Origin of the sequence: Streptomyces sp. NPDC093544 (assembly GCF_040683495.1) — a bacterium.
Taxonomy (GTDB): Bacteria; Actinomycetota; Actinomycetes; order Streptomycetales; family Streptomycetaceae; genus Streptomyces.
In genome coordinates this window covers 1-18,504 of record NZ_JBFBEA010000043.1, presented here as the reverse complement: position 1 = coordinate 18,504, position 18,504 = coordinate 1, and the positions used below count along the sequence as shown (strand labels likewise).

Genomic DNA, 18,504 nt, shown 5'->3' with positions numbered 1-18,504 from the left:
AGCTCAGTAGCTCTTGGGCTCAGTGGTCGTCCAGATGCATGTCCGCAGCCTCGACCTCTTCACGCGTGACACCCAGCAGATACAGGACGGTGTCCAGGAAGGGGAAGTTCACGGCGGTGTGCGCGGCCTCGCGTACGACCGGTTTGGCGTTGAACGCGACGCCGAGACCGGCCGCGTTGAGCATGTCGAGGTCGTTCGCGCCGTCGCCGATCGCCACCGTCTGGGCGAGCGGCACACCCGCCTCGGCGGCGAACCGGCGCAGCAGCCGTGCCTTGCCCGCGCGGTCCACGATCTCGCCGGTGACCCTGCCGGTCAGCTTCCCGTCAGTGATCTCCAGGGTGTTGGCCTGCGCGAAGTCCAGCCCGAGCCGTTCCTTGAGGTCATCGGTGACCTGCGTGAACCCGCCGGAGACGACGCCGACTTGGTAGCCGAGCCGCTTCAGAGTGCGGATCAGCGTGCGCGCGCCCGGTGTCAGCCGCACCTCCTCGCGCACCTTGTTCACCACCGAGGCGTCCAGCCCCTTCAGGAGCGCCACGCGCGCGTGCAGCGACTGCTCGAAGTCCAGTTCGCCGCGCATCGCGGCCGCGGTCACCTCGGCGACCTCCTTCTCGCACCCGGCGTGTGCCGCGAAGAGCTCGATCACCTCGTCCTGGATGAGCGTCGAGTCCACATCCATGACGACCAGGCGCTGCGCCCTTCGGTGCAGCCCGGCCGCGACCACCGCCACATCGACGCCGAGCCCCGCGGCCTCGGGCGCCAGAGCGGTGCGCAGTGTCTCGGTCGCCGTACCGGACACGGCGAACTCGACCGCTGTCACGGGGTACTTGGCGAGCCGGAAGATCCGGTCGATGTTGCCGCCGGCCTTCGTGATCCGAGCGGCGATCGCGGCCGTCGACTCCGCCGTGAGCGGGTGCCCGAGCACGGTGACGAGCGAGCGCCCGAGTCCGCGCGGCCGGTTGTCGCCGAGGCCGGAGATGATCTCCGCCTGCATCTTCATCGACTCCGCCCAGCTGTGGACGGTGGCCCGCAGATCACCTTCGAGCCCGCCGGGCGGCTCGCTCACGAGCGCGCACAGCACCATCCGGCCGCGGGTGACGACCTGCTCGATGTCGACCACGTCGACGGAGTAGGCGGCGAGAGTGTCGAAGAGCCCGGCCGTGATGCCCGGCCGGTCCTTGCCGAAGATCTTGACGAGAAGTGTGGGGACATCAGGGGTCTGTGATGCGCTCATGGTGGTATCCACCGTATCGGGCACCCTCCGCCTTCCGCCCCTGAGGTCCGCCCTGCGGACGGGAAACACTGGGTGTCTGCTTTGTAGCGTGGGCATGTCCCGGCGGCGACGGTCCTTCCGGGCCACGGTCAGCCCACGCCAGTCCAGTCAAGGGTCAGTCCCGGCGCCGAGACCTTCCCGGTGGCGGCGGCCCCTCCTCGGGCGGGGGCGGTGGCGGAGGAGGGGCACCCCGCGACTGCGACCGCCGCTTCGACGGTGCGGGTGGCGGCGTGTACGGCCCGATCACCGTCGGCGCGCCGTACACGTCGGGCGGCCGCGCCCGCTCGGCAGGCCGGCCGTCCTCGGGCTCCCGCAGTTCGTCGGGCAGACGCAGATACGGATTGGTGTCGGGGTTCGGCGCGCGGTGCGGCGTACCCGGGCTGTACGGTCCCGACTGCCGGGGGAGTTCCGCGGGCCCCTGAGCAATCGGAGCCGTGCCGTCACCCCACGCAACCGAAGCCTTGCCGCCACCCCACGCGAGCGGCGCCGCCCGGCGCCCCGCGGCCCCGCTCGCGTACGCCAGCAGCGCCCCCGCCGCCCCCGCGCCCGCACCCCACAGGGCGCCGAGCAGCAGCGCCATGCCCAGTTGCCCGTGCAGTTCGATCCCCGCGCCGAACGCGTCGAAGCCGAGTACCGACAGCGAGGCGTCCACGGACACCTCCGTCAGCCACCCCAGCAGCGGCAGTGCCAGTGCCGTCACGACCCCGAGCCGAAGAGCGCAGCGCCCTGCGAAACCGAGGGCACCCTGCCCCCGTACATCTGTGCCACCCGGCCCTCCGGCGACGGCGGCATCCCGCGCCCGTACAAATGGCGTACGCGCGGCGGCCAGTACGCCCGCGAACAGCATCGTCATCGCGGCCGCGACCCCCAACAGCCAGACCCGGCCGTCCAGTTCGGCGAGCCGGCCCAGGGTGATGGGCTGGTCGGAGCTGACGCTGAGCAGCTTGTCAACGGGGTCCGGCAGGAGCTTGGCGAGTTCGCCCGTGGCCTGGCCGTCCACGGGCACGAGGAGGCCGATGGGGATGCCGAGCCAGACGCCGTTGGGTGCGCCGAGCAGGGCCGCGCCGGCGATCCGCTTGGGGTTGTCGTCGCCGATCGCCGCGTACGCCGCCGCCGCGAACCCCGCAAGGACCGCCACCAGCAACACCGTGACCAGCGCGGACGCGGCCGGCCGCACCACTCGGTGCACGGCCTCCCAGCCGCGCGGCAGCGGTGTACGACGAGAGGCGAGCAGCGCGATCACCAGGATCCCGGCAGCCCAGGCCGCGCCGCCGAGCAGTGTCGGCACGGTGTCGACGGTGAAGCCCACGGCCGCCTGCGCGTCCACGAGGTCACCGATCTGGTCGGGCAGCAGCCCGCCGATGTCTCCGATGTCCCCGAGCCCGCCGGGGAGTTGGTCGGTGATGTCACCCAGGCCGCCGGCGCCCGGCACCTGGTCGAGCCCGAGTTGGCTGCCGTCGATGGTGATGATGTCGTGGCCGGCCCAGGCGAGCCCGCCCAGCATCGCCACGAAGAGGACGATCACCGAGCCCGTGCGCGCGAGGAGTTCGGACGGCGCGATCACAGCTCCCGCTCCGCGCAGGGAACGTAAGAAGAACCACGACAGCAGGAGCGCGCCCACGAGACCCACGCCAAGTGGCGTGATCTGTATGGCCGTGGTGGCCTCCGCGCCTTTCAGGCCGAAGGCCGACACATCGCCGGACGGCGTGACCGAACCACCCGCCCCGAGTGCCACAACCGCCGCGGTCATCGGCCCCAGGGAGCCCGCCGCGTCAGCGCCGAGCAGATGCAGACCCAGCGCGGCCGTGCCCGCCATTCCGATCAGTGACCAGCTCACAGCGGCGATCGCGGACAGCAGTACGTCTCCCCACGGCACCCTCCTGCCGTGCTCAGCGGTCTCGATGCTCATCATCAGCCCCCCCGATCCGCGCCGCGGCGAGCCACCGCGCATGTCCCCCTCGCGTGGGATTACCACTCTCCGGGCCGGTTTCAACCCCGTCAACGGAAACGGGCAACCCGCCCGTACACACCCTTCACGAGGCCCGACTTTCGGTCAGGGGGCTCCAACTGAAATAGTTCCCCAGGATGTTCGACATCCCTAGACTCCCTGTGATGGGGCAACTTCGGGGGACAACTCAGTGGGGCATGGAGTGCCGGAACTCGTACTGGAATTGAATGGACGGACTTGGACGCTCGAGGCGTCCAGGTCATACACCCTCGGACGTGATCCGCAGGGGGACATCGTGCTCGACGACGCCAGGGTGTCCTGGCGGCACGGCACGATCAGCTGGGACGGCCGTAGCTGGGTCCTGGAGGACCACGGCAGCACCAACGGCACGTTCGTGCAGGGGCAGCGGATCCATCAGATGGAGATCGGCCCCGGCTCGGCCGTGCATCTCGGCAACGCGACCGACGGACCGCGTCTGAACCTGTCCGGCGCCGCGGCCGGCGTAGCCGCACAGCCGCAACAGCAGCCGTTCGCCGCGCAGGGCGCGAACCCCGGCTGGGCGCAGCCGCCGCAGCAACAGGCTCCGGAGCAGAGCTGGCAGCGGCCGCAGCAGGCCGCGAACATTCCGCCGCAGCAGGGACCCGGTGGGGGCGCGGGGGCGCCACCGGTCTACGGCGACCGCAGCCCGACCACGTTCCACCAGTTCTCGCTCGGCCGCGTGATGCGTATCGGCCGTGCCCTGGAGAACGAGCTGGTCGTCTCGGACCTCCAGGTCTCGCGCAACCACGCGGAGTTCCACGCGACACCTGACGGCCGCTTCGAGATCCGCGACCTCGGCTCGCACAACGGCACCTACGTCAACGGTATCCCGATCGCCAAGGGCGGCACGGCGCTGCTCGGCCCGAACGACATCGTGGGCGTCGGCCACTCGACGTTCCGCCTCGTCGGCGACCGTCTCGAAGAGTTCGTCGACACCGGTGAGGTCTCCTTCTCGGCCCGCCACCTCACGGTGACGGTCGACGGCGGCAAGCAGATCCTCAAGGACGTCTCCTTCGGCGTACCCGAGAAGTCGCTCGTCGGGGTCATCGGCCCCTCGGGCTCCGGCAAGTCGACGCTCCTGAAGGCGCTCACGGGCTACCGCCCCGCCAACGAGGGCGACGTTCTCTACGACAACCGAAACCTGTACAAGCAGTTCGCCGAGCTCCGCCAGCGCATCGGTCTGGTCCCGCAGGACGACATCCTGCACAAGGAACTGACCGTCAAGAAGGCCCTCAAGTACGCGGCCAAGCTCCGCTTCCCCGCCGACACCACGGGGCAGGAGCGCAATGCCCGTATAGACGAGGTGCTGCGCGAGCTGAAGCTGGACATCCACAAGGAGAAGAAGGTCACCTCTCTCTCGGGTGGCCAGCGCAAGCGTGTCTCCGTGGCCCTGGAGCTGCTCACCAAGCCCTCGCTGATCTTCCTGGACGAGCCGACCTCCGGCCTCGACCCGGGCATGGACCGCGACGTCATGCAGCTCCTGCGCGGCCTCGCCGACGACGGCCGTACGGTCCTCGTCGTCACGCACTCCGTGGCCGAGCTCGCCATCTGCGACAAGCTCCTGGTGATGGCGCCGGGCGGTGCGGTCGCGTACTTCGGTCCGCCCGAGGAGGCCCTCAACTTCTTCGGCTACGAGACCTGGGCCGACGTCTTCTCCTCGTTCGAGAACTACCGCGACTACGACTGGGCGGGCCGCTGGAAGGGCTCGCAGCATTACCAGATGTACGCGGCGGACATCGACGCCGTCGCCGCGCAGTCGGTGCACATGCCGTCGCCGCAGGCGATGCGACCGCCGAAGCCGCAGGGCTGGCTGTCCCAGCTGTCCACGCTGGTCCGCCGCTACACGTCGGTGATCGTGTCCGACCGGGGCTTCCTCGGCCTGATGGTGATCCTGCCCGCCGTCCTCGGCGTCGTGAGCGTCCTCATCCCCGCCGAATTCGGTCTCGCCCTCGGCCCGAAGAACGGCAACCCGCCGTTCTCGAACCGGGACGGCAGCACCATCCTGCTGATCCTCGCGGTGGGCGCCTGCTTCGCCGGCGCGGCCAACTCGGTCCGTGAGCTGATCAAGGAACGGGTGATCTACGAACGGGAGCGGGCGACCGGCCTTTCCCGCTCGGCGTATCTGATGTCCAAGGTCATCGTGCTCGGCGTGATCACCATCCTGCAGGGTGGGATCATCGGCGCCATCGGCCTGTTCTCGCGCGGCGACAAGCTGCCCGCGGAGGGCCTGCTGCTGAAGAGCGCGCCGGCCCTTGAACTCACCCTGCCGATCATGGCGCTCGGCTTCACCTCGATGATGTTCGGCCTGATCATCTCCGCGCTCGTGAAGACGGCCGAGAAGACCATGCCCCTGCTGGTCATGTTCGCGATCGTCCAGGTCGTCTTCACCGGCTGCCTCTTCCAGCTCTTCGACAAGGTGGGCGTCGAACAGGTGGCGTGGTTGATGCCCTCGCGCTGGGCGGTCGCCGCGGCGGGGACGACGGCAGACCTCAACACCTTGCTGCCGTATCAGCCCGGCAAACCCGGGGACCCGCTGTGGGACCCCGAGCTGAGCCAGTGGATCATCGACATGGGTGTGCTGCTCGCCATCGGCGTGCTCTGCGGTTTCGTGGTCGCGCGGTTGCTGCGCCGCCACGAGCCCGAGGTCATGCGCAAGTAAGCACGCGGGCACGACTGAAGGGCGGCTCCCCAGCAGGGGTGCCGCCCTTCGGCGTACGTGTCAGAGCTCCGCGCCCGGCCTCAGTACGCGCCGTTGACGTTGTCGATCGAGCCGTACTTGTCGGCCGCGTAGTTGGCGGCGGCCGTGATGTTGGCGACCGGGTTGTAGATGTTCGTCGACGTGCCGACCACGTGGTATGCGGTGAACGTCGGCTGGATGACCTGGAGCAGGCCGATCGACGGGGTGCCGTTCTGGGCGTTGATGTCCCAGCCGTTGATGGCGTTCGGGTTGCCCGTCGACTCCCGCATGATGTTGCGGTACAGACCGTCGTACGAGCCAGGGATGCCGTTCTTCGCCATGATGTCGAGGGACTGGCGGATCCAGCCGTCGAGGTTGTTGGCGTACGTCTTCACGGCGACGGTCTCGACCTCGACGCGTGTGGTGGAGCGGCTCGCGGCCTGCTCCTTCGTGCGTGCAGCCGCGGCCTTCTTCTTGGCGGCGGCCGCGGCGGCAGCCTTCTTCTTGGCCGCTGCGTCAGCGGTCTTCTTCGCGGCGGCCTTCTTGGCGGCGTCGGCGGCCGCCTTCTTCTTCGCCGCTATGTCCTGGGTCTTCAGGTCGGCGCCGGCCAGCTGATCGGTGACGCTCGCCTTCACGTCCTTGATCTGCTGGTCGCTGTAGGCGACCTGGGCCGAGGAGGCCGCGTCGGACGTGGTGGTCCCGGCGTTTCCCGGCACCAGCGAGAACGCGAGGGCGGCGGCACCAAGGGCCGCGACACCGGCGATCGACAGCTTGTGGGTCTTGGTCAGCTTGGGACTATGACCAGGAGTGGTGGTGTTCTTGGGCATGACTGATGGACCTCTTCGAATAGCGCGGAGGTCGCTCCCGGTCCGGGTGGGGACAGTGTGTTTGCGGACCAAACGCCGCGGGGCGGAACCCGCGGCGCTGAGCGACGGAGGCCATTCTTAGCGGTCGCAAAAACCTGTGGCAAAGGTGTGACGTACGAAGCCCGATAGTGGACCCTGGAAGGGCAAAACAGGACAGACTGTCACGCCTTTCCCGCTCATGCAGGTCCCCTTTATCTCCTATGCCCCTTCGTACGTGATCTGCGCCCTATGCTCGGGGTCACACCGGCCACCCATCAGTCTCACCGGCAGTTGCTGGAGCAATGCCCAGAGTGAGGGTCCTCGTCCGGAAGGATGAGGTGTACGTCCCCGAACTCGTGCCAGAGGTAGAGGCCGCTCAGCGCCGCGTCGTAGCTGCGGTCCACGGCGGCTCCTCCCGCGATCGCCTCCAGCATCAGCAGATGCGAGGCCTCCGGCTCGTGCAGCCCCGTCAGCAGCCCGTCGACGACCCGCACGCCCCTCTCCGGGGTCACCACGAGGTCTGTCCAGCCCTTCCGGGCCCGGACCACCCCGTCGGTGCCCGCCGCGGACTCGACGGCGCGTACGGCCGTCGTACCGACCGCGACGACCCGGCCGTCTCCCGCCCTCGCCGCGTTGATCAGCCGGGCCGACGCCCGCGGCACCTCGTATCTCTCCGGATACGGCGGCTCGTGCGCCTCGGCCGACGCGACCCCGGTGTGCAGCGTGATCGGCGCGAACTGCACACCCCGGCTCACCAGCTCCGCCACCAGGCGCGCGGTGAAGGGCCGCGCGGCACTCGGCATCTCCGCACTGCCCGCGCCGTCGGCGGACGGCAGCGCGAAAACCGTCTGATAGACGGACAGCGGCTGATCCCTCTCCGTATAGGAGTAGCGAATAGGACGCCCGTGCCGCCGCAACAGCCCGAGGACGTCCGCGTCCGACACCCGCCCCCACCACAGGCGCGAGCCACGCGCGGCCAGCGGCTCCTCCAGTACGAGGCGTACGCCCCCGGGGAGGCGCACCTCCGTTCCTTCCGGTCCGCACGCACGCGCCCGCGTGGTGCCCCTTCCGTCGGGATCCCGCAGCTCGACGGCCCACCGCCCGTCATCACCGCGCGTCGAGAAATGCACCACTACGCGCGCGTGCCCGACGTTCCCGTCGACAGCGGCGGCCAGCGTCGGAGAAGTGTTGACGACGAGCAGGTCCCCGGCTCTCAGCTGCCCGGGCAGATCCACGAACGCGTGGTGCGAGACCTCGGTGCCCCGCGAGACGAGCAGCCGCACCGCATCCCGGTCGAGCCCCGGCCCCCGCTGCTCGGCCGGCACTCGCGCCAGCCGCTCCTCCGGAACCCGCAGAGCGGTCGTCATCGTGTCTCCAGCAGAGCGGGAGCACCGTAACGACCACTGCCCGGACGCTGGTCCAGCAGCCGCAGAAAGGCCGGAACCACAATGGCCGGCGCCGGCCGCGGATCGTCGTCGTCCGGTACGGCCGCCGCGTACAGGTCCGTGCCCATGTCGCCGGGGTCGACCGCCCAGACCCGCAGCCCGGGCTCCTCCTCGGCGAGTACCGCCGACAGATGATCGAGCGCGGCCTTGGACGCCCCGTACCCGCCCCACGTCTCGTACGCCTCGGCGGCCGCGTCCGAGCTGATGTCGATGACCGACCCTGCCCGCGCCGCCCGCAGCAGGGGCAACGCCTCCTGGATCAGGCCCAGCGCGGCGACCACGTTGACCTCCAGAGCCTGCCGCAACCCGTCCAGGGGCAACCCCTCCAGACGTACGAGCGGTTCGGCGCCCAGCGCGCTCGCGTTGTTCACCAGGAGGTCGACGCCCCCGAGCTTCCGGGCCGCAGCCACCAGCTCGGTGCGGTGCCCGGCATCCGTGACATCCCCGGGCAGCGCCTCCACCTGAGTCCCGTACGCCGACAGCGCCACCGCCGTCTCCTCCAGCACCCCCGCCGTCCTGGCGTCGAGCACCAGATCCCAGCCGCGCTCGGCCAGGGCCGCGCCGAGCGCCCGACCCAGCCCCTTAGACGCCCCCGTGATGATCGCTACCGGCATGCCACCCACGTCCCCTCGTCCTCGACCGCCTTCCGTCAGCGGTGAACTCAACGTAGGAACCGGACCACCCGCGCCGCCTCGTACGCGGGTCGCGAAGATCAGGGGCCCTTTGCCCTAGGTCCACCGGACCAGGCGTCGGCGGCCACAGGTCGGATACGGGTTGTCACACCCCGCAGGTACTTTGGGGTCATGAGTCAAGGCCCCCGGTCCGGCCTGTACGCGGTGAGTTCCGCGCTGCTGGCCATGAGCAGGCACCTCGAGGTGCGCGACGTCCTCAAGACGATCGTCGCCTCGGCCCGCGAGCTGCTCGACGCCCAGTACGCGGCACTCGGGGTCCCCGACGACCACGGAGGATTCGCCCAGTTCGTCGTCGACGGCATCAGCGATGCCCAGTGGAAGGCCATCGGCCCGCTCCCGCGCCAGCACGGCATCCTCGCCGCGATGCTCCACGAGGCCCGCCCCGAGCGCCTCGCCGACGTCCGCAAGGACCCCCGCTTCGAGGGCTGGCCCGGCGCCCACCCCGACATGTCCGACTTCCTTGGCCTGCCGATCCGCGACGGCGACGAGGTCATCGGCGCACTCTTCCTCGCAAACAAGCTGCGTCCTTCTGGGGGGCATCCCCCAGACCCCCGGAGCCCGAAGCCGGACGGCAGTTGTGGCTTCACCGAGGACGACGAGGAACTCCTGACGATCCTCGCCCAGCACGCGGCGATCGCCCTGACGAACGCCCGTCTCTACGAGCGCAGTCGCGAACTCACCATCGCAGAGGAGCGCTCCAGGCTCGCCCACGAGCTCCACGACGCCGTCAGCCAGAAGCTCTTCTCCCTGCGCCTCACCGCACAGGCCGCCGCGGCCCTCGTCGACCGTGACCCCTCGCGCGCCAAGGGCGAACTGCAGCAGGTGGCAGCGCTCGCCGCGGAGGCGGCCGACGAACTGCGCGCCGCCGTCGTCGAGTTGCGCCCCGCAGCCCTCGACGAGGACGGACTGGTCGCCACCCTGCGCACCCATATCCAGGTCCTCGACCGTGCTCACTCCGCGCGCGTGACCTTCAGCAGCTGCGGTGTACGAGCGCTGCCCGCCTCCCAGGAGGAGGCCATGCTGCGCGTCGCCCAGGAAGCCCTGCACAACGCGCTGCGGCACTCGGGCGCGGCTCAGGTGGACGTCACTTTCGAGCGGGCCGGACAGGGCGCCGTCCTGCGCGTCACCGACGACGGCAGCGGCTTCGAGCCGACCGTGATACGCCGTGCGGGACGCCACCTGGGCCTGGTGTCCATGCGTGATCGGTCGAGCGGGGTCGGCGGCACGCTCACCGTGAAATCGGCGCCCGGCAAGGGCACCACGATCGAGATGGAGGTCCCTGGTGGCTGACGCAATCAAGGTGCTGCTCGTCGACGACCACCAAGTGGTCCGCCGGGGCCTGCGCACCTTCCTCGAAGTCCAGGACGACATCGAGGTGGTGGGGGAGGCGTCCGACGGCGCCGAAGGAGTCGCCCGAGCCGAGGAGTTGAAGCCCGACGTCGTCCTCATGGACGTCAGGATGCCGGGCATGGACGGCATCGACGCGCTGCGCAAGCTTCGCGAACTCACCAACCCCGCGCGCGTGTTGATCGTCACCAGCTTCACCGAGAAGCGCACGGTCGTCCCTGCCCTGCGCGCGGGCGCCGCCGGGTATGTGTACAAGGACGTCGACCCCGAAGCGCTCGCCGGCGCCATCCGCTCCGTGCACGCCGGACACATCCTGCTCCAGCCCGAGGTGGCGGGCGTTCTGCTGTCCCAGGAGGAGGTCAACTCGGGCCAGGGGAGAGGCGGTTCACTCACCGAGCGGGAGCGCGAGGTGCTCGGACTGATCGCGGACGGCCGCTCCAACCGCGAAATCGCCCGCGCACTCGTCCTCTCCGAAAAGACCGTCAAGACGCATGTCTCGAACATCCTGATGAAACTCGACCTCTCCGACCGCACCCAGGCCGCGCTGTGGGCCGTACGGCATGGTGCGGCCGGGTGACCGGCAATTCGGAGGGTTCCGCTCCGGGCTGAGATTCATACCGTCGTGTGTATGTCCCCCAGATGGCGCAACCTCTGTGGATCTCGGCCGTTCTCCATTGCGTGCTGCGGGACTTGCCGCAGTGATCGCTAGGAGGGCTTAGAAGTGAAGAACCTGAAGAAGGCCGCAGCTGTCACGATGGTGGCGGGTGGCCTCGTTGCCGCCGGTGCCGGTTTCGCCTCCGCCACGGACGGTGGCTCGCACGCGGACGGCAAGGCCGTGGGCTCGCCGGGCGTCATCTCGGGCAACGCCATCCAGGCCCCGATCCACATCCCGGTGAACGCGGTCGGCAACAGCGTGAACGTCATCGGCGTTCTCAACCCGGCCTTCGGCAACCTCGGCCTCAACCGCTGAGGTCCGTACCGGACCGATCATGACCACCGGCCTCCCGGGTGCCCCCGGGAGGCCGGTCAGGTTGTCCGCTCGTCGCCCCAATGGACCGAACGGGCAGTTCAGTGAAGTCCCCCGTGCCATAAGGGGCGTTTGAAGCGTTGCTCAGCGTACGACCCGCGGCCGGGTCGGATCCGCAAACGCAGGAGGAACGCTTCTCATGAACATCACCAAGAAGGCCGCCGTGGCCCTCACCGTCGCCGGTATCGCCGCCGGCGCCTCCGCCGGTGCCGCTGTCGCCGACTCGGGTGCCGAGGCCGCGGCCGTGAAGTCGCCGGGCGTCGCCTCGGGCAACGCCGTCCAGCTCCCCATTCACGTCCCCGTCAACGTCATCGGCAACAGCGCCAACGTCATTGGCCTGCTGAACCCGGCGTTCGGCAACACGGGCGTGAACGACTGACGTCCGCCCCATCAGAGAAGAGCCCCGCGACCGAGAGTGGTCGGCGGGGCTCTTGTCGCTTTCAGCCTGTCCGGCGCTTGAGAACGAGCGCGTTCAGCGTGACAGGGGGGTCTGGGGGCGGAGCCCCAGGAACAAGGGTCGGGGTAGGGGCGGAGGGGGCGAAAACCCCTGCCGGGCCCACCACTGTCAGCGAACCCCCCGCTCCCGCTCCTCCACAAACGCGTTGTACGCCGCCACCTGAGCCCGCCGCCCCGTCCGCTCCACCGGCCGCAACGCCTCCGCCCGAGCCGCAATCTCCGACGCACTCACCGCCCCGCCATGCCCGTTCTCCTGCGCGACGGAGATCAGCAGCCCCACCCGCTGGGCAAGCTCCAACACCCGTACCGCACGCGGCGGATACCCGGGAGCCAGCACCTCGCGCCCCCGCTCCGCCCGAGCCCGATACGCCTCGACCGCCGCCTCGGCGACCGGCCCCGACCCCGCCACATCCAGCCGCGACAACATCTCCGTGGCGTCACGCAACGCCTCCGCCAGCTCCCGTTCGGCCTCGCCGAGGGACGGCACATCGGCCGGCGGCGCCTCCCGCACGGCGAGGCAGTGCCAGACGACCTCGACGTGCACATCGCCGTCGGGCCCGGCCTCGTACACCTCGGGGACGAGCCCGAGCGCCACCCCGTGGCAGACGACGGCCTCCTCGGCGTCGAGGGCGCGTGCGTTGAAGTCCGGCGGTCCGCTGAGCCCGAGCGGGTGCCCCGGCGCGGGCAGCGCGACCCGCAGCCCGGTCACCCCGAGCGCGCGCAACCGGCCGAGAGCGAGCGTGAGACCGACCGGCCCCACCTCGCCAGGCAGCCCCTCGACCCGGTGCACCGCGTCCTCCCCGACGATGGCGAGGACCGCGTCATCCGGCGAAACAAGTCCGGCCAAAAGGGCGTTTCCCCATGCGGCCAGTCGTCCTGAGCGTGGTTCCGAGAGCATGCCTCCACCCTAAGGACCGGCCGATGGAATAGAGCGGCCGACCGGTGGCGTAGGTTTTCCCTGGGGGCTGCGTCCACAGACGTAAGCGACGGCCGAGACTGCAATGGGAGACAACGCGCTCATGAGCGATGTACTGGAGCTGGAGGACGTATCCGTGGTCCGCGAGGGCCGGGCTCTGGTGGACCAGGTCTCCTGGTCGGTCAAGGAGGGTGAGCGCTGGGTCATCCTCGGCCCGAACGGCGCCGGAAAAACGACCCTCCTGAACCTCGCCTCCAGCTACCTCTTCCCCAGCCAGGGCACCGCCACCATCCTCGGCGAGACCCTCGGCAAGGTCGACGTCTTCGAGCTGCGCCCGCGTATCGGCGTGGCAGGTATCGCCATGGCCGAGAAGCTCCCCAAGCGCCAGACCGTCCTGCAGACCGTGCTCACAGCCGCGTACGGCATGACCGCCGGCTGGCACGAGGACTACGAGGACATCGACGAGCAGCGCGCCCGCGCCTTCCTCGACCGCCTCGGCATGAGCGACTACCTGGACCGCAGGTTCGGCACTCTCTCCGAGGGCGAGCGCAAGCGCACCCTCATCGCCCGCGCCCTGATGACCGACCCCGAGCTGCTGCTCCTGGACGAGCCCGCCGCGGGCCTCGACCTCGGTGGCCGCGAGGACCTCGTACGCCGTCTCGGCCGCCTCGCCCGCGACCCGATCGCCCCCTCCATGATCATGGTCACGCACCACGTCGAGGAGATCGCCCCCGGCTTCACCCATGTCCTGATGATCCGTCAGGGCAAGGTACTTGCCGCCGGCCCCCTGGAGCTCGAACTCACCTCGCGCAACCTCTCCCTCTGCTTCGGCCTCCCGCTCGTCGTGGAACAGGTCGGCGAGCGCTGGACCGCGCAGGGCCTGCCCATGTCCTGACCGCGCAAACCCCGGAAGCCCCCGGTAAAAGGCCTGTTCCAACCTGATCGGCGCCCTGTCCGCGGCAGGACCCGCGGACCTACCATGACCATGTGGACGACATCAACGCATGGGTGTGGTGGCTGATAGCCGCGGCCGGACTCGGCATTCCGCTCGTCGTGACCGCGATGCCGGAGTTCGGGATGTTCGCGGTGGGCGCCGTCGCCGGCTCCGTCACAGCGAGCCTCGGAGGCGGTGTCGTACTCCAAGTCGTCGTGTTTGTAGTCGTGTCGGTGGCGCTGCTCGCCGTCGTACGCCCCATCGCGGCCCGGCACCGTGCACAGCAGCCCCAACTCGCCACCGGCATAGAGGCGTTGAAGGGCAAGCAGGCGGTGGTCCTTGAGCGGGTCGACGCCTCGGCCGGCGGCCGGATCAAGCTCGCCGGGGAGATCTGGTCGGCCCGCTCCCTCGACTCCGGACAGGCCTACGAGGTCGAACAGGAGGTGGTCGTCGTCGATATCGAGGGGGCCACCGCGATCGTCATGTGACCTCGCACGACACAAGTGAACCGAACGCCCCACAGCACAGACAACTGTCTGTCACACTCGTCCAGCAAGATCTTCAACAACCATAAGATCTTCAGGAATTACCGAGCGGAGAAGGGTACGGGGAGCATCGATGGAACCGATCATCATCGTCCTGATCATTCTGGTGGTGTTGGTCTTCATCGCCCTGATCAAGACCATCCAGGTGATCCCACAGGCAAGCGCAGCCATCGTCGAGCGCTTCGGCCGCTACACGCGGACGCTGAACGCCGGACTGAACATCGTCGTCCCGTTCATCGACTCGATCCGTAACCGCATCGACCTGCGCGAACAGGTCGTGCCGTTCCCGCCGCAGCCGGTGATCACCCAGGACAACCTGGTCGTCAACATCGACACCGTCATCTACTACCAGGTGACCGACGCCCGCGCGGCGACGTACGAGGTCGCCAGCTACATCCAGGCGATCGAGCAGCTCACCGTCACCACGCTCCGCAACATCATCGGTGGCATGGACCTGGAGCGGACCCTCACCTCCCGCGAGGAGATCAACGCGGCGCTGCGCGGCGTCCTCGACGAGGCAACCGGCAAGTGGGGCATCCGCGTCAACCGCGTCGAGCTCAAGGCGATCGAGCCGCCTACCTCCATCCAGGACTCGATGGAGAAGCAGATGCGCGCCGACCGCGACAAGCGCGCCGCGATCCTCACCGCCGAAGGTATCCGGCAGTCCGCGATCCTTACCGCCGAAGGTGAGAAGCAGTCCTCGATCCTGCGCGCCGAAGGTGATGCCAAGGCCGCCGCTCTGCGCGCCGAGGGCGAGGCCCAGGCCATCCGCACGGTCTTCGAGTCCATCCACGCCGGAGACGCGGACGAGAAGCTCCTCGCCTACCAGTACCTCCAGATGCTCCCGAAGATCGCCGAGGGCGACGCCAACAAGCTCTGGATCGTGCCGAGCGAGATCGGTGACGCGCTCAAGGGCCTGAGTGGCGCCATGGGCAACATGGGTCCGATGGGCGGCAATTCGGGCGGCGGAGGCACCGAGCGCCGCGAGAAGCCGTCCGTCACCGACTGACGAACGCGCGTGTACGTGACTGGGGCCCACCTTCCGACGAAGGCGGGCCCCAGTCACGTACGACGACCTACGCGGCCGGCTGTATCAGCCACTGAGGCAGCGCGGCGAAGTCGTCCCGGCCCAGCGCCAGCAGCATCGCGTCCGCAGGCGTCGGCTCGAACGGCTGCCGGAGCAGCGGCATACCCGCCTGGTCCGGCGTACGGGCAGCTTTGCGGTGATTGTCCTCGGCGCACGAGGCGACCGTGTTCAGCCAGGAGTCCTGACCGCCCTGCGCCCTCGGCACCACGTGGTCCACGGTCGTCGCCCGCCTGTCGCAGTACGCGCACCTGTGCCGGTCGCGGATCAGCACACCGCGCCTCGACCACGGAGCTTGTCTTCGGAAAGGCACCCGGACATAGCGGCAGAGCCTGATCACCCGGGGCACGGGTATGTCGAGCGCGGCTCCGCGCATACGCAGTTCGGGGTGGGCCTGCTCCACGACAGCCTTGTCCTGCAGCACCAGAACGACGGCTCGGTTCAACGTCACCGTCGACAGCGGCTCAAAGCTCGCATTCAGCACCAGCGTGTCCCGCATCCAGCCCACCTCCTCTGCGCACAAGCCCACTCCCTGGCGGGCTTGGATCAACTCTGGCCGGGCGCGCCGGGATGGACAACGCAATAAAAATGCCCGCCTCTGATCACTTCCAAGACCAGAGACGGGCAAACGTTCCGTGAACCCTCAGCTGTCCGCACCTGCCGCGTACTCGGCGATCAGCTGGGCCCGTGCCAGGGTGTGGAACCGCAGATTGAAGCCCACGACCGCAGGCGACACGTCCGCGTCAGGACCGAGCTTCTCCTGATCCACGGCGTACACCGTGAAGACGTACCGGTGCGCCGGATCCCCGGGCGGCGGCGCGGCGCCACCGAAGTCCCTGGACCCGTAGTCGTTGCGCACCTGGACCGCGCCTTCGGGCAGCCCCTCGAACTTGCCGGTGCCCGCGCCCGTCGGCAGCTCGGTGACCGACGCCGGAATGTCGAAGACTGACCAGTGCCAGAACCCGCTGCCCGTGGGGGCGTCCGGGTCGTAGCAGGTCACGGCGAAGCTCTTGGTCTCCGGTGGGAAGCCCTCCCAGCGCAGCTGCGGCGAGGTGTTCCCCGCCGCGTAGACCTGAGCGTCCTTGAGCGTCGCACCCTGCTCGACATCATCGCTCGTGGCCGTGAAGGACGGCACGGGCGGATGGAAGTCGTGGGGGAGCGGCGGCCGCTTGAGCTCGGTCACCTCGGTACCTCCTGATCGGTGGTGACAGTTCCCGGCCGAGCCTAGAACCAGCTGCGCTTGCTGCCGACCTCCGACAGCCACTGGTTCAGGTACGCGGCCCAGTCCGTGCCCTGGTAGTCGTGCAGCCCGACCTGGAAGGAACGGAACGAGTCGCTGCCCTCACTGAAGAGGCCCGGCTTCTTGTCCATCTCCAGGATGACGTCCATCTCGCGGTCGTCCGCGACGAAGCTCAGCTCCACCTGGTTCAGCCCGCGGTACTGCGACGGCGGGAAGAACTCGATCTCCTGGTAAAAGGGCAGCTTCTGCCGCGTACCCCGGATGTGACCGCGTTCCAGGTCCGCGTTCTTGAAGCGGAAGCCCAGCTGGATGAACGCGTTCAGAAGCGCCTGCTGCGCCGGCAGCGGGTGCACGCTGATCGGGTCCAGGTCGCTGGAGTCGATGGCGCGCGCGATCTGCAACTCCGTGGTCACCCCGATGTTCATCCCCCGCAACGGCTGACCGTCGATCGTCGTGATCGGCGTCTCCCACGGGATCTCGAGGCCGAACGGGACCGAGTGCACCCCATTGGCCTGCAGCTCGAAGGCCCCACCGAGCCGCAGCTTGGTGAACTCGACGTCCTGCTTGTACTCCTGGTCCTGGCCCTCGACCTCGACCTTGGCCTGCAGACCGACCGACAGACCCTCGATCGCCTGGTTCACGGACCCACCTTGGATCCGCACCTCCCCCTGGACGACGCCGCCCGGAACGGTGTTGATCTCGGTCAGCACCGTCTCGACCGAAGCCCCACCGGCCCCCAGGCTCGCAAGCAGCCGCTTGAACCCCATGTCACTTCCTCCCCAGGCAACGCCTGTTCTGTCCTGTGTCTGCTGTCTGTCTGGATTCCTTGATCCCTACAAACGCAATCCGACCGTCGCCGGTTCCGCGTCCTCACCCTTCCAAGGGAGACGCCCCCTGACCACCCCGCCGACACGCGCCCGTCTGGACTACGCTCGTACGCCATGATCACGGCCCCTGACCGTACGCCCCTCACACGCGAGTTCTTCGATCGCCCTGTATTGGACGTAGCCCCCGATCTCCTGGGGCGCATCCTGGTGCGCAGCACGCCGGACGGTCCGATCGAGCTCCGCCTCACAGAGGTCGAGGCGTACGACGGCCCGAACGACCCCGGCTCCCACGCCTACCGCGGCCGCACACCCCGCAACGACGTGATGTTCGGTCCGCCCGGACACGTGTACGTCTACTTCACCTACGGCATGTGGTTCTGCATGAACCTGGTGTGCGGCCCCGAGGGCAAGCCCTGCGCGGTCCTGCTCCGTGCCGGCGAGGTCACCGAGGGCGCTGAACTCACCCGCAAACGTCGACTATCGGCCCGAAATGACAAGGAACTGGCCAAAGGGCCCGCTCGACTGGCCACGGCCCTGGACGTGGACCGCGCCCTCGACGGCACCGACGCCTGTGCCCCTGAGGGTGGCCCGCTGACCCTCCTCACGGGCGCCCCTGTCTACTCCGACCAGGTACGCAGCGGTCCACGCACCGGTGTGGCCGGCGACGGGGGCGTTCACCCCTGGCGCTTTTGGATCGCCAACGACCCGACAGTGAGCCCTTATCGGGCCCATGTGCCCCGGCGTCCCCGAACTTGACTCGTTCCTGGGGGGTCCGTAATGTAGCCCGAGCCGCTTGAACCGGTTACGGCGTTCAGCCAGCAGCCGAGAGCGGCCAACCCACTACCTACGACTCCCCTCAGCGGGGGCGAATTCGGCGTGTCTGCATGCCGTAATTCGAACTCGCGGAACTCGATTATGAGTTGCGGAGGGAATCGGCTAGCGTAGTGAATGTCGAAAAGCCGGGACGCGAAAGCGATCAAAGGCTTGAGGCAAATCCCGCCGACAGGGAATCGGGCCTAAAAGAGTCTGGTAGAGTCGGTAACGCAAGACCGAAGGGAAACGCCCGGAGGAAAGCCTGAGAGAGTCTCTCGGGTGAGTACAAAGGAAGTGTCCGTTTCTTGAGAACTCAACAGCGTGCCAAAAATCAACGCCAAGTTTGTTGATACCCCGTCTCCAGCCGTTATGGCTGGGGCGAGGTTCCTTTGAAGAAAA

General features: G+C 68.8%; 18 protein-coding genes. 9 read left to right on the top strand and 9 right to left on the bottom strand.

Annotated elements, in window-relative coordinates; all coding sequences use genetic code 11:
- Positions 1-19: 19 nt before the first annotated feature.
- On the bottom strand, positions 20-1,231 hold the full coding sequence (gene serB / locus AB0N66_RS39345; RefSeq protein ID WP_365444680.1) for a phosphoserine phosphatase SerB: 1,212 nt from the start codon (positions 1,229-1,231) through the stop codon (positions 20-22).
- 154 nt (positions 1,232-1,385) lie between these two features.
- Positions 1,386-3,179, bottom strand: coding sequence for a streptophobe family protein (locus AB0N66_RS39340; protein WP_365444761.1), 1,794 nt, complete (start codon positions 3,177-3,179; stop codon positions 1,386-1,388).
- 241 nt (positions 3,180-3,420) lie between these two features.
- Here AB0N66_RS39340 and AB0N66_RS39335 point away from each other — a divergent pair, with 241 nt between their 5' ends.
- Complete coding sequence (locus AB0N66_RS39335) at positions 3,421-5,916, top strand: FHA domain-containing protein (RefSeq protein ID WP_365444677.1); 2,496 nt, start codon at positions 3,421-3,423, stop codon at positions 5,914-5,916.
- Positions 5,917-5,996: 80 nt separating this feature from the next.
- Here AB0N66_RS39335 and AB0N66_RS39330 read toward each other — a convergent pair whose 3' ends face one another.
- The 3 genes from AB0N66_RS39330 to AB0N66_RS39320 all read right to left on the bottom strand — a co-directional run bounded on the left by AB0N66_RS39330 (position 5,997) and on the right by AB0N66_RS39320 (position 8,838).
- Positions 5,997-6,761: a transglycosylase SLT domain-containing protein gene (locus AB0N66_RS39330; RefSeq protein WP_365444674.1), complete on the bottom strand. Its 765-nt coding sequence runs from the start codon at positions 6,759-6,761 to the stop codon at positions 5,997-5,999.
- 299 nt (positions 6,762-7,060) lie between these two features.
- A complete protein-coding gene (locus AB0N66_RS39325) occupies positions 7,061-8,146 on the bottom strand; it encodes an S-adenosylmethionine:tRNA ribosyltransferase-isomerase (protein ID WP_365444671.1) in 1,086 nt (361 codons plus the stop codon).
- Positions 8,143-8,838 carry an SDR family oxidoreductase gene (locus AB0N66_RS39320; RefSeq protein WP_365444668.1) on the bottom strand — a complete coding sequence of 232 codons (696 nt, stop codon included), beginning with the start codon at positions 8,836-8,838 and terminating at the stop codon, positions 8,143-8,145. The genes AB0N66_RS39325 and AB0N66_RS39320 overlap by 4 nt, the downstream gene beginning before the upstream one ends.
- Before the next feature lie 189 nt (positions 8,839-9,027).
- On the opposite strand from AB0N66_RS39320, the gene AB0N66_RS39315 reads away from it, so the two are divergent.
- The 4 genes from AB0N66_RS39315 to AB0N66_RS39300 all read left to right on the top strand — a co-directional run bounded on the left by AB0N66_RS39315 (position 9,028) and on the right by AB0N66_RS39300 (position 11,669).
- Entirely contained in the window at positions 9,028-10,206 is a 1,179-nt protein-coding gene (locus AB0N66_RS39315; protein WP_365444665.1) for a GAF domain-containing sensor histidine kinase, read from the top strand.
- Positions 10,199-10,840 carry a response regulator transcription factor gene (locus tag AB0N66_RS39310; protein ID WP_365444662.1) on the top strand — a complete coding sequence of 214 codons (642 nt, stop codon included), beginning with the start codon at positions 10,199-10,201 and terminating at the stop codon, positions 10,838-10,840. The genes AB0N66_RS39315 and AB0N66_RS39310 overlap by 8 nt, the downstream gene beginning before the upstream one ends.
- Before the next feature lie 144 nt (positions 10,841-10,984).
- The gene (chpE, locus tag AB0N66_RS39305; RefSeq protein ID WP_365444659.1) at positions 10,985-11,233 is read left to right on the top strand and encodes a chaplin ChpE; all 249 of its coding nucleotides are present in this window, start codon (positions 10,985-10,987) and stop codon (positions 11,231-11,233) included.
- A 196-nt stretch (positions 11,234-11,429) separates the two neighbouring features.
- Positions 11,430-11,669, top strand: a complete 240-nt coding sequence (locus tag AB0N66_RS39300) for a chaplin (protein ID WP_365444656.1) — start codon at positions 11,430-11,432, stop codon at positions 11,667-11,669.
- Between the two features lie 186 nt (positions 11,670-11,855).
- Here AB0N66_RS39300 and AB0N66_RS39295 read toward each other — a convergent pair whose 3' ends face one another.
- Complete coding sequence (locus AB0N66_RS39295; protein ID WP_365444653.1) at positions 11,856-12,644, bottom strand: hypothetical protein; 789 nt, start codon at positions 12,642-12,644, stop codon at positions 11,856-11,858.
- Between the two features lie 121 nt (positions 12,645-12,765).
- Between AB0N66_RS39295 and AB0N66_RS39290 the strand changes: the two genes are divergently transcribed.
- The 3 genes from AB0N66_RS39290 (at position 12,766) to AB0N66_RS39280 (ending at position 15,150) form a co-directional block, all read left to right on the top strand.
- Complete coding sequence (locus tag AB0N66_RS39290; protein ID WP_362086294.1) at positions 12,766-13,557, top strand: ABC transporter ATP-binding protein; 792 nt, start codon at positions 12,766-12,768, stop codon at positions 13,555-13,557.
- A 92-nt stretch (positions 13,558-13,649) separates the two neighbouring features.
- Entirely contained in the window at positions 13,650-14,084 is a 435-nt protein-coding gene (locus tag AB0N66_RS39285; RefSeq protein WP_365444650.1) for an NfeD family protein, read from the top strand.
- A 130-nt stretch (positions 14,085-14,214) separates the two neighbouring features.
- On the top strand, positions 14,215-15,150 hold the full coding sequence (locus AB0N66_RS39280; protein WP_365444647.1) for an SPFH domain-containing protein: 936 nt from the start codon (positions 14,215-14,217) through the stop codon (positions 15,148-15,150).
- Between the two features lie 67 nt (positions 15,151-15,217).
- On the opposite strand, the gene AB0N66_RS39275 is transcribed toward AB0N66_RS39280, so the two are convergent.
- The 3 genes from AB0N66_RS39275 to AB0N66_RS39265 all read right to left on the bottom strand — a co-directional run bounded on the left by AB0N66_RS39275 (position 15,218) and on the right by AB0N66_RS39265 (position 17,232).
- Positions 15,218-15,724, bottom strand: coding sequence for an HNH endonuclease (locus AB0N66_RS39275; RefSeq protein ID WP_365444644.1), 507 nt, complete (start codon positions 15,722-15,724; stop codon positions 15,218-15,220).
- Positions 15,725-15,868: 144 nt separating this feature from the next.
- Entirely contained in the window at positions 15,869-16,408 is a 540-nt protein-coding gene (locus AB0N66_RS39270) for a YbhB/YbcL family Raf kinase inhibitor-like protein (RefSeq protein ID WP_365444641.1), read from the bottom strand.
- Positions 16,409-16,449: 41 nt separating this feature from the next.
- The gene (locus tag AB0N66_RS39265; protein ID WP_365444638.1) at positions 16,450-17,232 is read right to left on the bottom strand and encodes a sporulation protein; all 783 of its coding nucleotides are present in this window, start codon (positions 17,230-17,232) and stop codon (positions 16,450-16,452) included.
- 174 nt (positions 17,233-17,406) lie between these two features.
- Here AB0N66_RS39265 and AB0N66_RS39260 point away from each other — a divergent pair, with 174 nt between their 5' ends.
- Complete coding sequence (locus tag AB0N66_RS39260; protein WP_365444635.1) at positions 17,407-18,048, top strand: DNA-3-methyladenine glycosylase; 642 nt, start codon at positions 17,407-17,409, stop codon at positions 18,046-18,048.
- Positions 18,049-18,504: the final 456 nt, after the last annotated feature.

What these genes read in the sequence shown, in the direction of transcription:
- serB (WP_365444680.1), bottom strand. Translation starts at nt 1,231, where the DNA reads ATGAGCGCATCACAGACCCCTGATGTCCCCACACTTCTCGTCAAGATC.
- AB0N66_RS39340 (WP_365444761.1), bottom strand. Translation starts at nt 3,179, where the DNA reads ATGAGCATCGAGACCGCTGAGCACGGCAGGAGGGTGCCGTGGGGAGAC.
- AB0N66_RS39330 (WP_365444674.1), bottom strand. Translation starts at nt 6,761, where the DNA reads ATGCCCAAGAACACCACCACTCCTGGTCATAGTCCCAAGCTGACCAAG.
- AB0N66_RS39325 (WP_365444671.1), bottom strand. Translation starts at nt 8,146, where the DNA reads ATGACGACCGCTCTGCGGGTTCCGGAGGAGCGGCTGGCGCGAGTGCCG.
- AB0N66_RS39320 (WP_365444668.1), bottom strand. Translation starts at nt 8,838, where the DNA reads ATGCCGGTAGCGATCATCACGGGGGCGTCTAAGGGGCTGGGTCGGGCG.
- AB0N66_RS39315 (WP_365444665.1), top strand. Translation starts at nt 9,028, where the DNA reads ATGAGTCAAGGCCCCCGGTCCGGCCTGTACGCGGTGAGTTCCGCGCTG.
- AB0N66_RS39300 (WP_365444656.1), top strand. Translation starts at nt 11,430, where the DNA reads ATGAACATCACCAAGAAGGCCGCCGTGGCCCTCACCGTCGCCGGTATC.
- AB0N66_RS39295 (WP_365444653.1), bottom strand. Translation starts at nt 12,644, where the DNA reads ATGCTCTCGGAACCACGCTCAGGACGACTGGCCGCATGGGGAAACGCC.
- AB0N66_RS39290 (WP_362086294.1), top strand. Translation starts at nt 12,766, where the DNA reads ATGAGCGATGTACTGGAGCTGGAGGACGTATCCGTGGTCCGCGAGGGC.
- AB0N66_RS39280 (WP_365444647.1), top strand. Translation starts at nt 14,215, where the DNA reads ATGGAACCGATCATCATCGTCCTGATCATTCTGGTGGTGTTGGTCTTC.
- AB0N66_RS39275 (WP_365444644.1), bottom strand. Translation starts at nt 15,724, where the DNA reads ATGCGGGACACGCTGGTGCTGAATGCGAGCTTTGAGCCGCTGTCGACG.
- AB0N66_RS39265 (WP_365444638.1), bottom strand. Translation starts at nt 17,232, where the DNA reads ATGGGGTTCAAGCGGCTGCTTGCGAGCCTGGGGGCCGGTGGGGCTTCG.
- AB0N66_RS39260 (WP_365444635.1), top strand. Translation starts at nt 17,407, where the DNA reads ATGATCACGGCCCCTGACCGTACGCCCCTCACACGCGAGTTCTTCGAT.